We start from the raw sequence: 14,112 nt of genomic DNA on the forward strand, positions 1-14,112 counted from the left end.
GGAGCGCTTGCCGCATGCGCAGTCGATTGAAGACTATGAAGCGCTGCTGCCATGGAACTGCTCGCCAGAAATGCCACGGTAAACACGAAGCGCTTCTGGCGGTAGGTGTAGTTCATGGATCGGATACCTTTCTCTGCCAAGCCCAAGGAGTCTGTCGCTGCCAGCGCTCAGAGATTTCAGCTTGGATGATTTTCGCCTGCCGCAAATGGCGTTGCCGCGTCGCGTGTGACCCGGTCAGCATCCCAGCCAAGAACAGTTCCATATCGAATGGCTTACTCATGTTCTCCCCCCAATGTAAGCAGCGACCACGTCGAGTCGCCCGTGTCCAAGCTCATAGCTGATCTGCCTTCGAGCCTCACAATCAAGGCGTTTATCTATCTTGCAACATTCACCACCGTTGATAGGTGCGTAGTGCTCGGTGATTTGCTCATAGCGCTCACACGCGAACGCTGCCCTTAGCTCATGAAAGCCTTTGAGGTTATGTGCATGAAGAACGTCCCGGGCAGGGCGAACGACTTCCCGCAGAACGTTCAGGTAGCTTTCTTTCGGTGCAATCAGGTTGCGGCTACCTTCAGGCGATACCTGCTGCGCAAATCCAAGCGCGCCTCGAATGTGGTCATTCACCGTAATCCAACGTGGCGCCGATGCACCGGCGCGGCCACCTTTGGTACCGTCCTGAATGTTGACCCTGTCAAAGTCCTTGGCCTCACGGCTTAGCCGTGGCAGGTCAGCCAAAATGGCCTCACGCAAACGCATGCCGGTGGCTCGCGCCAACTGTACAATCGCTGCGGCCCGCAACTGATCACGACTACAGAGCGCATCGATTATTTGCTTAACCTGTTCTCGATCTTGGCCTTGGGGCATCGAGTGACGACCCCCTGTGCGCTGCATATCCAACGCCTTGCTCGGACTCGGCAATCTCACACATTGATCACCGCGAAGCGCCGCCATAGTCCTGTTAACGCTGGATAGCCGATTTTGCGCGGTGCTGATGGCTAGGTCACCGCGCCCAACCAGGTCGCGGAGATACGCCGCATAGTTGGCCAATACCTTCCGATCAACCTGCCGCGCATCATTGATACCGGGCCCCTGTTCGGATCGGCACCACTTCACAAATGCCTGCCACCGATCAGAATGCGCTTTGACCGTGCCGTAGTGGCCGCCGCCGAACATGTCTTTCAATGCCTGCGGTCCTGCGTAGCTCAATTGCCGGCCATAGCCAAAATTCCGCCCATCCCGTCTGCCTACCAATGCCATGATTAAACGCCTCTCGAAGCCAAACTTTTAAAACCATCCCCACGTCATCCCGCCAAGAATGCTGAGTGTTATCAGGGATCAAGGCCCCTGCGACCTGTGAGGGTTGTCCACTGACGCGGGACTGACGGCTCTTTACGACCGGGAGCTTGGGCACCTCATGACCTGGTCTCCTGAACACTTCCGAAGAAGTGGGCGGGTGGAGACTGCACTGGCTGACGAGACCGGCGCCGCGAGATCCTGAGTCGGGTGAAGGCAGTGAAGCGATGACCGGGGCGTGCCTGACTGTCAGTCAGGTGCAGTCCATTCCGTGGGCTGCGGCACCATCATCTGCATCGCTGTTGCTGGTGACTTTTCGGTGTTTGTCACGCCGATTGTCACGAGGGGAAATGCCGCAAAGCCTCGTACGAGGTGGGCTGCAGCAGCGGTAGGAGCGCCCGTCTCTTTCCAGGAGAAAGAGACGGGCGTAGGTTGGCGCAATGAAATGGCCAAGCGGATAGGTTGCTGCAGGGCAGCTATGAAAGGGTATGAGTTGCCGCAGTGGGCACGCTGGTAAAAGTAGGCATCCATCACATCGCTGTGACCGTGCGAGCCGCCGGACGCTAATCGCACTTTGGGAGAACCACCACCGTGTGGCGTAGCCTTAAAGGTTCTGGCTACCTGGGTTGCTGTCAACGACAGCGCTTTGCCCGATCTTTTCTACGCCTGTGGATAATTTGGGTCAAGGCTCGAATTTTCGGGAGTTCTGCGGCTGTGGATGAAATTATCCACCGGTGGAAATCTGTGGTTTTCCACAGACAGTTTGCATGCGCTTTAGATTTTTTAAGTGAGGTCCATCCAAGCAGGGCGGCTTTGCAGCCCTGTTTGGATGGACCCGCGAGGACAAGCGGATCATCTAGATTTCGAACGCTGCGTTATCCCGCCCCATCTGACCGACTGCTTGTATTTTCTCTATTCAGGGCTCGGCAGCGATGTGCGTTGCGGTTTACCGGCTGTCTGCCTAGACTCCGTGGCTAAATAACATCAGTCCATCAGCAATGTCTTGGGTTGAGTGGCGAGAGTAGTCAACGGGCGTAACCTCGTGTTCGACAGCTAATGTCGTGCATTAGACTGCGCCACCTGGAGGCATCCTTGGCATTGCGTCTTCGTTTCTTGTTAGACACCAACATCCTGATCCCGCTTCAGGACTCCATGGTGGTACTGCAGCCCAGTCTTACAAACTTCGTTAGGTTGTGCAGTGCGCACGGCTACCAACTGCTTTACCACCCTGCGTCAGCCGCGGACATCAGGCGTGACACTGATGAGGCTCGGCGCGAGCGCACCTTGGCCAGGCTCGGTCAGTACACTCAACTGCAGGCTGGGCCGGCTTGTCCATGGAACTCGCCTGAAACTTCGGTAAACGACGCTTGTGACAATGAAATTCTCTACGCGTTAGAGAATGATGCAGCGCACGTTTTGGTGACCGAGGATCAGGGGTTGCACCGTAAGGCGCGGGCACGCGGACTGAGTAGCCGCGTGTACTTCATCCAGACTGCGGACGACTGGCTGCGCCGGCTCCATGAGCCTGGTGAGGTGCGACTCCCCCACATTGAAGACGTTGAAATCCATACGTTGACCCACCAACTGGCTGGGCCATTCTTCGACAGTATCCGTGCGGGCTACGATGGTTTTAACGATTGGTTTCGTCGGAAGGCCATGGAAGGGCGTCGTGCTTGGGTCTATCGCGAAGACGCTCATCAGGCTATAGCGGCTATCTGTATTTACGCTGTTCAGGCCGATCAGGCTGTGACGGACGATGGTGAGGTGCTTGTCGGCAGGGCATTGAAGCTTTGTACGTTCAAGGTCGGCGAAACCGTTCGTGGAAGGAAACTCGGAGAGTTGTTTCTCCGGGCTGCCTTCAAGTACGCGACAAACCACCAATGTGAGTCGATTTTTCTGCACGCTAACAACGTTCAGCAGTCACAACTGATCACATTGATTGAAGACTTCGGTTTTCGCTACGAGGGGCTTTACCAAGGGGACGCAGTTTACGTAAAAGCGCATCCTGTCGCCCCGCCTCCGCTGCAGATGGACCCGTTCCAGTACGTCCAGCGCTATTATCCGCATTACATGGGCGGTGATGATGTCCATAAATTTATAGTGCCAATTCAGCCTCAGTACCATGACATTTTGTTCCCGGACTATCAGCGTCCAGGGCATGCATTGCCTGATAACCATCCGCAAAGGCATGTCAGCAATGCGATCAAACTCGCATACCTTTGTCACACCCCCAGCAAACAGCCGCGTCCAGGCGATGTCGTAATGTTCTATCGCAGTCGCGACATGCGTGCGCTGACGACACTGGGTGTTGTTGAGCGATACGAGTGGTCGGAAGCGGCTGACGATATCGCACAGATTGTGAGCCGTAGAACCGTGTACTCTGATGAACAAATAGAGGAAATGGCCAGGACTGAGACCAAGGTGATGCTATTCCGTCTGATATGTCACTTCGAGCCCCCCCTAGAGTATGCGGACCTTAAGCGCTCGCGGATCGTCAGGGGCCCCATTCAATCGATCACGAAAATATCTGATGAGTCTTTTTCCCGAATCATTCGAGCAACCGAGCGGTAGGGCTGTCCTACTTTCGATAAAGCCAAAATACGCCGACCTGATCCTTGCAGGGACCAAGCGCGTTGAGTTACGTCGAAGCTGGCCGTCCAACGATATTGGCGTCATGGTGTTGTACTCGTCATCACCAAAGCAGAGGCTGGTAGGAGTAGCCTTTATCGATCGAATTGAGGAATGCGACTTTGAGAGTCTGTGGACCTTGGCAGATGCCAACGGGGGCGGCGTGACCTATGACGAACTCAAGGCTTATGTCAAAGGAAAGAAGACTGCGTTCGGTGTGATGATCCAGCGCATAAAGATCGCCGAAGTTCAGGTCGATCCGAAGGACCTTTTCGCGAACTTCACACCACCTCAGTCCTTTCTCTATCTGGGTCCTAACGATTTCCCACGCGTAATGCGCGCAATGTTTCCATCGGAGGGATCTGTATGAACATATTCGTCGCAGGTGTACACGGTGTTGGTAAGACTTTCCTAGCCTCTCAACTTCCTAAGGCCTTAGGTCTAACGCAAACCTCAGCCAGTAAGCTGATCAAGGAGGAGCGCGCGTTACCTGACTGGGGGACGGATAAACGGGTCGGTGATGTGGACGCCAATCAGATAGCACTGGCGAATGCTGTCACTCGCCACAATGAGGCTGGCACTCGGTTACTGCTGGACGGGCATTTTGTGTTGCTGGATGCTCAGGGTGAATTTTCACCTTTGGCTGCGGACGTTTTTAAGGCTCTTCGCCTCGATGGAGTTTTGCTGCTGGAGGCGGACGCTAATACAATTGCGACTCGCATACGAGAACGAGATAGCCGGGAATTGGATATTGACCACACTATCAAGTTCTTAGCCGCGGAGCGCGCTCAGGCGCAGTTAGTGTGCGATGAACTCGGAATACCACTTCACATTCTAGGGGCATGTGGCCCTGATGCCTTCGCCGCAGCGGTCGCAGCAGTAATTTTGAAAGCCGACCAATAAGCAATTCTACCCAAGTGAAAGGCCGGACGACGTGCACGATTCTGCCTATGCTGTGGGGATGCGTACTTTGGCTTCACTTCGACCGGCTAGGGGCGAATGCAGCCAGTCGTCAATGGCCTTGCTATTCAACGTGCATGCAAGCGGTAATCAATACAAGCCCATTTTCCTTGTGCGGAGCTGTGGCCCGGAGGCCGAGCGCTTAGTCTGTTGCGCCACGTTTTGTCCTTAGCCGAGTGACATTTGCGCCGGTCTGGTTCGCAAATTCGTGCGGGGTGACATGCTCCTGCCGATTGACCTCAAGATATCGGCTCCACCAGTTCATGATCAGCCTCCTCTCTTCGATGAACTCAGCCTTGTGGATATAGGCCGCTCGGACGTTATTCCTCTCCTTGTGGCTCATCTGCCTTTCAATGGCTGTCTCCGACCACAGCCCTGACTCAATCAGCGCGCTACAGGCCATCGACCGAAAACCATGCCCGCATATTTCGGCTTTGGTGTCGTACCCCATCTTCCTGAGTGCGCTGTTCACCGTGTTTTCAGACATGGGTTTCCAAGGCTTGGCATCGCCTGCAAACACTAGGTCCAATTCGCCGGTGAGGGCGTGGATCTGTCCAAGCAGGGCCACGGCTTGCGGCGATAAGGGTACAAGGTGGATGTCCCCGGCCATCTTCGTACCCCTTGTTGAAAAAGGTACTCCGTCCAACGCGGGTCGAGTGTCCGGTATCTCCCAGGTGCCGCGTTTAAGGTCGAATTCGCTCCAGCGGGCAAATCGCAGTTCGCTGGAGCGTACGAACACATGCAGCGAGAGCATGACCGTCAGCCGGGTAAGTGCGCGGCCTTTGTAGGTGTCGATACGCTCCTGCAATTCAGGCAGACGCGATAAGGGTAGAGCGGGGCGATGAACCACTCTCGGGGCTTTGATCAAACCTTCAAGGTCGGAGGCAGGGTTTGCCGCGATCTGTCGAGCACGTTTCGCCTCGCGCATGATGCTTTGCAGGTAGTTTTGTACCCTTAACGCGACGTCAATCGTGCCACGCTTCTGGATTGCTTCCAGAGGTTGCATCAAGTCGTGAGTGTCTAGGTCGACAATAGCGCGATCACCGATTAGTGGAAAAACATGGGTTTTGAGGCGGCTCAGGACCGTCTTGGCATGGCCCGGAGCCCATTTGGCAGACATCGCTTTGTGCCAGTCCAAGGCTGCGCTCTCAAAGGTTCGGCCTCGGATTGTGGCTTGCGTCTTGGCTTGGTGTTTAGACTCGATGGGGTCGATCCCTTCCGCCAGCATCCGCTTGACCTCCAGGCGCTTCTTGCGCGCATCGGCGAGGCCGACCACGGGGTAGTTGCCGAACGAGGTCAGTCCTTCACGACCATCAGGTTTTACATACCTGAAACGCCAGCCTTTGCGGCCATTGGGTTGGACTAAAAGATAGAGGCCGTCGCCGTCGAAAAGCTTGTAGGCACGGTCGGTGGGCTTGGCTGAACGGCAAGCCGAATCGGAGAGTGGGGTAGTGGTGCGCGACATAAGGGTACTCCTCCCTTTATCGAATGACCTTACCCCTATCTTTATCCTTAAAACGGCTGGTATCCATAAGATTTTGGCGGAATCCGACGGAACGCCAAAACGAAAAAACCCGCCAGAAGGCGGGTTTTTCGGGGGTTTCAGAGATTTTGAAAGCCTTCTCTGGAACCTTGGATGGTGCCGGCACCAGGAGTCGAACCCGGGACCTACTGATTACAAGTCAGTTGCTCTACCAACTGAGCTATACCGGCGTGTTGGGCGACGATTATAGCGAGTGCTTCGCGTCTGTAAACCCCTGATAACAGACTATTTTTGTGCAGGGCTCTGGTTGGGGGCCTGTCGGGGGTGTGGGGCTTGGGTAAATGCGGTGTTTTTGCTCACGCGCTCAGGGTAGCGAACCGTGTGTGCAGGCGGATCGGGCGGTGTGCGCCCTTGATCGTTGAGTGGATGGTCGTGGCGTCGTAACGAGTGTTTTCGCCTCGCCGTTACGCGCGCAACAACACGCGCTTGAGTATTTCCACCGCCCGCCACGAACGACTGTTGCGCAGCGCATGCAGTTCGGCTTCTGCGCGGTCGGCGCGTTGTCGTTCGGCTTGCAGGGCCTGTTCCAGGTCTGACACCGGGTAGCTGAATGTGTGGCCGTAGCAGAACTGGAACTCATCCAGGTTGCACGGCGCGATGTCGAAAGCGTTTTTAAGGTGCAGTTGCTCTTCAGCCAGGTAGAAGGTGTTGAGGCCGTCAAACAGCACTGGGTGGTAACCGGCGTCGATCAGCAGTTGTTCCCACGTCTGGTCGCGGGTCCACGGGGTTTCGACCAGGATGATCCAGGGCCGCCATTGCGTGAAGTCCATCCCGCGCAGGACGGTTTCTTCATGACCCTCGACGTCGATCTTCAGAAAGTGGATCGGCCCTTTGACGTGTTCTTCACAGATGGAGCTCAGGGTACGCGACTGCACGGCCTGGCTGCGCACGTCCATGCCGGCCTCAAGGCGTTCCTTGGCAACGCTGGGTTCCAGGGTCGACATCCCTGTGCCGGCAATGGCGTAGAAGGTCAGGGCTTCGGCGGTTTCTCCGGCCACGCATTGCAGGTTGATGTCCTTGGGGCGGTCTTGGCACAGGGCCTCGTGGTAGATCTGCAGCGGTTCGATGTTGATACCGCTCCAGCCATGCTCGTAGAACGCTTTGGTGACGGAGTCGAGCACCGGCTGATTGGCGCCTACGTCGATGTAGAAGCCGTTCTCGTAGTGTTTCAGCGCGCGCCACAACCGTATGTCTTCGAAGTTCTGTGCATAAGAAATGAACGTCACGGTCTCTTCCTGATAGCTCGAATGACTGGGAAACGGGCGCGAAAGCTACGCACCTGGGGTCGGAGTGTAGCGATCATCTCGGAGAAAGTGTGCCGGCAAAGCCGCCAAATGCAGGTGTTGGCGACCGGCCCGTCGATGGCTCGAAGGGCCGGTCGGCTGGCTGGTTACACGCCGTTCTTGACGGTGTTGATCAGGTCCTGGCTCAGCACCTGGGCGGGCGCCACTTGCACGCTCTGGGTATAGAAGGGCGGCAGGTTCTGGGCCAGTTGCGACAGCGCTTGAGCGGTGGTGTTACCCGGCAACAGTACGTACTGCAGGTTCGACGGGTAGCTTTGTGGCACCGGGCCTTCCATGGTCGAGCCATAGGCCCCGAAGGTCATCACGGCCTGCGGCGTGGTCGGGTCGGGCGCGTACAGGAACACGAACGTGCCGTACTTGGGGTGTGTCAGGTATTGCTCGGCCTGGGCACGCACCGCCGGGTCGGGGTCATTCATCAGGGTCCAGCGCATCACCGCATAACCACGGGTGGTTTCCATGAAGGCGGTGCGAATCGGCGACTGGTTTTCCGCGCCGCCCAGGCACACCAGCAGGTTGCCAAAGGGGTCGATCAAGGCCACCGAGTTGAACACGCTGCTTTGCTGCGCCGTCACCAGCAGCGGTGGCGCCAGTTCTGCGCCCGGGTCCCGTGGGTTCTCGCATTGTACGGTCAGGGCATAGGGGCTCAGTGCGGCCAAGGCCTGGCGAACCGGACTGTTGGCTGGCAGATCGGCCGGGTTTTTCAGTTTCGAAGGATCGAGGCCGCTGTTGTTACTCGCTTCGCGCACGGTGTTGACGCTGGCCGAGAAGATCGAACTGGTGAGGTAATACGCTGCCGAGTCGATGCTCTGGCCGCTGAACACCGGGCTATTGGCGCCTTGGTAGGCGCGACTGACGGGCGCGGCGATTGCGTAATAGCCCCAGCTGTTTTGTGCCTGCTGACGGATCTGCGGTGGCAGGGACGGGAAGTTGAACTGGCTGTTGTAGTTGATCCCGGCGTAGTCGTCGATCGCACTCACCGCGACGTTGAAGCCGGCTGTCAGCAGGGAGCCGGCGCACATGGCGCAAGGGTCCAGGGTGGTGACGACCGTCAGTTGCCCGGGTGGCGGCAGGCCCAGTGATGCGGCGTTCTCGTAGTACCAGTCCACCAGCTGTCGTTCGCCGTGGGCGGTCGGGTCATGGGGCAAGAAGTAGGGCGTGTTACTCCCGGGGAAAGGCATCAATACGTTGTTGTGCAGCGCCGCGATGACCTCGCCGGTGGCGTTATGGATGATGGCCCCGCCCACTGCGAAGGTTTGTTGAATGGCGGCGAGAATGGCTTCGTTGGCGACGGTATCGACGGCTTCCTGTGCACTGTTCACTGTGATCATGGTGTTCCAGCTCCTTGCTGTCGTGGGCGACAGAGATTTCTGGCGCTTGGCAACGATAGTTCAGGCTTGCAAGGGCGGTTATGACCATTCGGCTTAACGCTTATGCACAACGGGCTGTTTTGCACCTTGATAAATGTCAGATTTGTGGATCCGTTCTCATTGCTGCGCAACTGCCTGTTTTCCGGGTTTTTTTAAAGGCTGAGCAAAAAATGGACAGTGTGTTTTTTTGCCTGAAATCTTGGATCCATGGGCTTCCGGCAGATTTCATCAACAGAGTTATCCACAGGCGCGCGGTGTTTATCGGCGCTCGCCGAGCAGCAGCAGATTGCGCGGTGTCAGGGGCGTTTCACAGAACAGTCCCAGGCGAACGGCATACCCCTGTTCTTCGAGAAACAGGGCGCGGTCGAGCACCAGCCAAAGCTCCAGCGGGCGTCGGAACAGGCCGCGCAGCAATTCCAGGTTGCGTACCTGGGCCAGGCGTTGCCAGCCCGCAGCTTGTAGGGCTGGCCAATCCTGTGTGCCGACCGTGGGCAAGTCCTTGAGCGCGGCCAGGTCTCGACAGTAGTCGGCGAAGGGTTTGTCCAGCCAGGCACTGGGCAGCGATGGGGTGGGCAGGTAGTCGTCAATGCCGCGCAATTGCCGTTGCAGCAGGTCGAACGCCAGGCGCCGGGCCATGGACGTGTCGCGCTGGCGCCGGACGCGGGCGCCAGCGGTCACGGTTTCGCTCAGCGGCAGGGCCAGGTCATCGTGGGACAGTGCCAGGCCCGAGTGTTTGCCGGCGCTGGAGAGCGCCTGGTACTGGCTGGCCGCAATCCGGTTATAGCAGCAGGGTGCGACGGCCAGTTGCTTGCAGCCTGCGTGGCTGGCCAGTTGCATCAGGCGTACATGCAGGTCGCCACAGGCGTGCAGGGCGACCGGTGTCTGGTCGGCATCGAGGCGTGCCGGTGTGTCCGTGGCCATCACGTCCTGTTGAACGTGCCGGGCGTTCAGGCGGTGGTGCTGGCTCAGCGCCTGACCGTTGGCAATCAGTGCCGGGTCGTATTCCAGGCAGGTCAACTGCTGGCCGGCTTGCAGCAGGCGTCGTCCCAGGTGACCCTTGCCTGCGCACCAGTCCAGCCAGTGTCGGGGTTTCTCGGCGAACTGCAGGCAGCTGGCGAAGGCTTCGATCTGCTGCCATTTGCGCCCGGGTACGTCGACGTTCAAGCGCGGGGATGCGGGCGCAATGGCCTGGGTGGGCAAGTCGCCGACCGCGCCGAGGGCCATCGACTGCGCCGCCAGTGCCGGGAAGGGTGCCGGGGCTGGCAGGTGTTCAGGGTGGTTGTGGCTGGTTTCCGCGTCTTCCAGCGAACGCTGGCGCAACCAGTCGGCGAGCGCTGGATGGTCGGCTTCCCACGGCAGTTGCCGATGGGTAAAGGGCCGGGGTCGCCAGAGTGCCTGATGCTTGGTCAGGAAGGCGTCCAGTGCCGTGAAGCGGGCGAGCAGGTGCTCGCCCGTCAGCACCGGCAGATCAGCGTCCCTGGCAGGCATCGACGCGCAACCAGCGCTCCAGCAGCTTGAAGCCACGTACCAGGACGTAGGCCATTAGCAGGTAGAACATGCCCGCGGCGAAGAAGATCTCTACCGGCAGGTAGGTCCTGGCGATGATGGTGCGGGCCATGCCGGTCAGTTCCAGCAAGGTCACGGTACTGGCCAGGGCGCTGGCCTTGAGCATCAGGATCACTTCGTTGCTGTAGGCCGGCAGGCCGATGCGCGCGGCACGTGGCAGGATGATGTAGAACAGGGCCTTGGGCCGCGACATGCCCAGCGCCCGGGCCGCTTCGATTTCGCCGGGTGGAATGGCCTGGATCGCGCCTCGCAGAATCTCGGCGATGTAGGCGGCGGTGTGCAGCGTCATGGTGGCGGTGGCGCACCAGAACGGATCGCGCAGGTACGGCCACAGCACGCTGCTGCGCACCGCATCGAACTGCGCCAGGCCGTAGTAGACCAGGAACAGTTGCACCAGCAGCGGGGTGCCACGGAAGAAGAAAATGTACGCATAGGGCAAGGCGCACACGTACCAGCGTTTCGACGAACGGGCGATCCCCAGCGGAATGGCCAGCAGCAGGCCGAGAATGACCGCGATCGCGACCAGTTCCAGGGTCAGGGTGGCACCCTGGGCCAGTTTCGGCAGCCACTTGATGATGACTTCCCAGTTCATTGCGTGCTCCGGGCAAAGCCGCGAGCGGCGCGTTTTTCCAGCAGGTGCATAGCGGTCATGGCGATCACCGTCAGGCCCAGGTACATGAAGGCGGCAACCATGTAGAAGGTGAACGGCTGCTTGGTCATGGTCACGCCGTTTTGCGCGTGTCGCATGATTTCCTCCAGGCCGATCACCGATACCAGTGCGGTGTCTTTCATCAGGATCATGAACAGGTTGCCCAGCCCCGGCAGGGCGATGCGCCACATCTGCGGCATGATCAGCCTGGTGAAGATCCGCCACTTCGACAAGCCCAGGGCGACGCCCGCTTCGCGGTGGCCCTTGGGGATCGCCAGGATTGCCCCACGGAATACTTCCGTGGCGTAGGCGCCGAAGCACAGGCCCAGGGCAATCACGCCGGCGGCGAAGGCGTTGAGCGCCAGGTCAGGGTTGCCGAAAAACTCCCCCAGCACGCGCATCAGGTTGACGGTGCCGAAGTAGATCAACAGCACCCAGAGCAGTTCCGGGATGCCACGCACCAGGGTCGAATAGGTACCGCCAAGCCACTGCAGCGACTTTTGCGAGGAGGTTTTGGCCAAGGCGCCGAGCAGGCCCAGCACCAGCCCCAGGCACAATGCCGAAAGGGCCAGCTTGACAGTCATCAGCGCGCCAGCGGCGAGCGCCGGGCCGAATCCTTGGAGATCGATAATCATGGATGTCTATTCAAGTTACAGCGGGCTTTGCTAAGAACCGGCGCCACCCTGGGGGGCACCGGTCAGGCACGTCAGAATCAATAGATGCTGAACGGGAAGTACTTGTCGTTGATTTTCTTGTAGGTGCCGTCAGCGACGATTTCCTTCAGTGCGGCGTTCAGCTTGTTACGCAGGTCGTTGTCACCCTTGCGCACGGCGATGCCGATCTTGTCGCTTTCCACTACCGGGTCGCCTTTGAACTCATAGTTCTTGCCGGCGTCGCTTTTCAGCCAGTCGTAGTTGGCGTACTTGTCCGCGAGGATGCCGTCGACGCGACCGGAGGTCAGGTCCAGGTAGGCGTTTTCCTGGGTGTCGTAGAGGCTGACCTTGATGTCGTCGCCGTAGGTGTCTTCCAGCCAGGTACCGGCCAGGGTGGCGCGCTGAGTGCCGATGGTCTTGCCCTTGAGCGAGTCCTTGTCGGTCTTGAACTCAGTGTTTTTCGGCGCGATGAATTGCAGCTTGTTGGAGTAGTACGGGTCGGTGAAATCAACGGCCTGCTTGCGCTCGTCGGTGATCGACAGCGAGGACACCAGGAAGTCGAACTTCTTGGCGTTGAGTGCCGGGATGATGCCGTCCCAATCGGAGGTGACGACTTCGCACTCGACCTTCATCTTGGCGCACAGGGCGTCGCCGATGTCTTTGTCGAAACCGACCACCTGGCCGCTGGCATCCTTGTTGTTGAACGGCGGGTAGGCAGCTTCGATGCCCATCTTCAGTTTGTCGGCGGCCATTGCATTGGCCGAGAACACCAGGGTGGCGGCCGCGGCCAGGAAGAATTTCTTGTAGGTCTGCATGCGGTTAGCTCCGTTAGCGGTTGCTGGACATGAATTGTTTGCAGCGCGCCGAAAGCGGGTTGTCGAACACCTGCTGTGGCGATCCTTGCTCTTCGATCAGGCCTTGGTGAAGGAACACCACTTCACTGGAAACCTGACGGGCAAAACCCATTTCATGGGTGACCAGCAGCATGGTACGGCCTTCTTCGGCCAGGGCGCGGATCACGTTTAGTACTTCCTGAACCATTTCCGGGTCAAGCGCGGAAGTCGGTTCATCGAACAGGATGACCTTGGGTTGCATCGCCAGGGTGCGGGCAATGGCGGCGCGTTGTTGCTGGCCACCGGACAGTTGCGCGGGGTAGGCGTGGCGTTTGTCGGCGATGCCGACCTTGGCCAGCAAGGCTTCGGCCACTTCAATGGCTTCGGCCTTGCTCTGGCCCAGCACGCGGCGTGGCGCCTCGATGATGTTGTCGAGCACCGTCATGTGCGGCCACAGGTTGAAGTTTTGAAACACAAAGCCGATTTCGCTGCGCAGGCGGTTGATCTGCTTGCCGTCGGCGGCGACCAGTTCGCCGTTTTTCGCCGGTTTGAGCTTGAGCTCTTCGCCGGCCACCAGAATCTGCCCCTGATGCGGGTTTTCCAGCAGGTTGATGCAGCGCAGGAACGTGGACTTGCCGGAACCGGAGGAACCCAGGATCGAGATCACATCGCCGTCGCGGGCGGTCAGCGAGACGCCTTTGAGCACCTCGAGCTGGCCGTAGCGTTTGTGCAAGTTGCGGATTTCAAGCGCGGGCGTGGCCTCGGCCATGTGCGGTCCTCATTGTGTTCTGTTGTGCTTGTGCTGTCGGTGGCCGTCCTGGCGAGGCGCCAAGCTAGCATAGCGTTTGAATCGCGGCCAACAGCCCCACGGGTGTAGACGAGCAGTGTGTATCCGGTTGTCGCATCAGCGCAGCAGACTGTCGCGCCATCAACAACCGAACATCCGTTTGAAGCCGTGCCTGCGTGGGTATCGCGTAAAAAAAGGCGCGATGGTGCCAGCTTTGGGCGGGTGTTGGAAGCGCAAACCGGCCAAACGCTGCGGATCCGCACTTTTATTGTGCGTGAGCGTTTTTTTTCATGGGTATTGGGCGCGTTGGTTCGTTGAACAAGTGTGTGGCACGGTAACGATCTGGCGAAATGCCATTAACATCAATGGGTTACGAATACGGGTGGGTCGTTGTGCAGGCCACGGAAACCGGAGGCCTGTAACATTTTGGCGCAATTATTGCGTGCAGAATAAGGAACGCCCTGTTGGATTCTTTTTACGAAAAGGAATCCCGGGGCAGGGTGTACCCACGCTTTCCTCGTAAAGGTAG

At 58.4% G+C, this 14,112-nt stretch carries 12 protein-coding genes and 1 tRNA gene; 3 read left to right on the top strand and 10 right to left on the bottom strand.

The genetic code is table 11. The features are described from left to right. Positions 1–276 precede the first annotated feature (276 nt). Positions 277–1,257 carry an integrase domain-containing protein gene (locus tag CKW25_RS04075; protein WP_095077923.1) on the bottom strand — a complete coding sequence of 327 codons (981 nt, stop codon included), beginning with the start codon at positions 1,255–1,257 and terminating at the stop codon, positions 277–279. 1,128 nt (positions 1,258–2,385) lie between these two features. Here CKW25_RS04075 and CKW25_RS04085 point away from each other — a divergent pair. The 3 genes from CKW25_RS04085 to CKW25_RS04095 are packed head-to-tail and all read left to right on the top strand — an operon-like array spanning position 2,386 to position 4,824. Next, positions 2,386–3,864, top strand: coding sequence for a GNAT family N-acetyltransferase (locus CKW25_RS04085; protein WP_200889127.1), 1,479 nt, complete (start codon positions 2,386–2,388; stop codon positions 3,862–3,864). Further along, on the top strand, positions 3,824–4,291 hold the full coding sequence (locus CKW25_RS04090; RefSeq protein WP_046034616.1) for an ASCH domain-containing protein: 468 nt from the start codon (positions 3,824–3,826) through the stop codon (positions 4,289–4,291). The genes CKW25_RS04085 and CKW25_RS04090 overlap by 41 nt, the downstream gene beginning before the upstream one ends. Then, positions 4,288–4,824: an ATP-binding protein gene (locus CKW25_RS04095; RefSeq protein ID WP_052251615.1), complete on the top strand. Its 537-nt coding sequence runs from the start codon at positions 4,288–4,290 to the stop codon at positions 4,822–4,824. The genes CKW25_RS04090 and CKW25_RS04095 overlap by 4 nt, the downstream gene beginning before the upstream one ends. Positions 4,825–5,023: 199 nt before the next feature. Here CKW25_RS04095 and CKW25_RS04100 read toward each other — a convergent pair whose 3' ends face one another. The 9 genes from CKW25_RS04100 to CKW25_RS04140 form a co-directional block, all read right to left on the bottom strand. Beyond that, entirely contained in the window at positions 5,024–6,346 is a 1,323-nt protein-coding gene (locus tag CKW25_RS04100; RefSeq protein ID WP_095077924.1) for an integrase arm-type DNA-binding domain-containing protein, read from the bottom strand. Positions 6,347–6,518: 172 nt separating this feature from the next. Then, positions 6,519–6,594 (bottom strand) — tRNA-Thr (locus tag CKW25_RS04105). 234 nt (positions 6,595–6,828) lie between these two features. Then, positions 6,829–7,650, bottom strand: a complete 822-nt coding sequence (locus CKW25_RS04110; protein ID WP_095077925.1) for an FkbM family methyltransferase — start codon at positions 7,648–7,650, stop codon at positions 6,829–6,831. A gap of 164 nt (positions 7,651–7,814) precedes the next feature. Next, positions 7,815–9,056: a nucleoside deaminase gene (locus CKW25_RS04115; RefSeq protein WP_095077926.1), complete on the bottom strand. Its 1,242-nt coding sequence runs from the start codon at positions 9,054–9,056 to the stop codon at positions 7,815–7,817. Positions 9,057–9,353: 297 nt separating this feature from the next. Further along, positions 9,354–10,583 (bottom strand): methyltransferase, encoded by a 1,230-nt coding sequence (locus tag CKW25_RS04120; protein ID WP_095077927.1) that lies wholly within the window; start codon positions 10,581–10,583, stop codon positions 9,354–9,356. Next, positions 10,564–11,253 (bottom strand): ABC transporter permease, encoded by a 690-nt coding sequence (locus tag CKW25_RS04125; protein ID WP_095077928.1) that lies wholly within the window; start codon positions 11,251–11,253, stop codon positions 10,564–10,566. The genes CKW25_RS04120 and CKW25_RS04125 overlap by 20 nt, the downstream gene beginning before the upstream one ends. Beyond that, positions 11,250–11,945 carry an ABC transporter permease gene (locus tag CKW25_RS04130; RefSeq protein ID WP_095077929.1) on the bottom strand — a complete coding sequence of 232 codons (696 nt, stop codon included), beginning with the start codon at positions 11,943–11,945 and terminating at the stop codon, positions 11,250–11,252. The genes CKW25_RS04125 and CKW25_RS04130 overlap by 4 nt, the downstream gene beginning before the upstream one ends. A gap of 77 nt (positions 11,946–12,022) precedes the next feature. Continuing rightward, a complete protein-coding gene (locus CKW25_RS04135; protein WP_095077930.1) occupies positions 12,023–12,778 on the bottom strand; it encodes an ABC transporter substrate-binding protein in 756 nt (251 codons plus the stop codon). A 13-nt stretch (positions 12,779–12,791) separates the two neighbouring features. Further along, a complete protein-coding gene (locus CKW25_RS04140; protein WP_095077931.1) occupies positions 12,792–13,565 on the bottom strand; it encodes an ABC transporter ATP-binding protein in 774 nt (257 codons plus the stop codon). Positions 13,566–14,112 lie beyond the last annotated feature (547 nt).

This window comes from Pseudomonas sp. Irchel s3h17 (genome assembly GCF_900187505.1).
Classification (GTDB): domain Bacteria; phylum Pseudomonadota; class Gammaproteobacteria; order Pseudomonadales; family Pseudomonadaceae; genus Aquipseudomonas.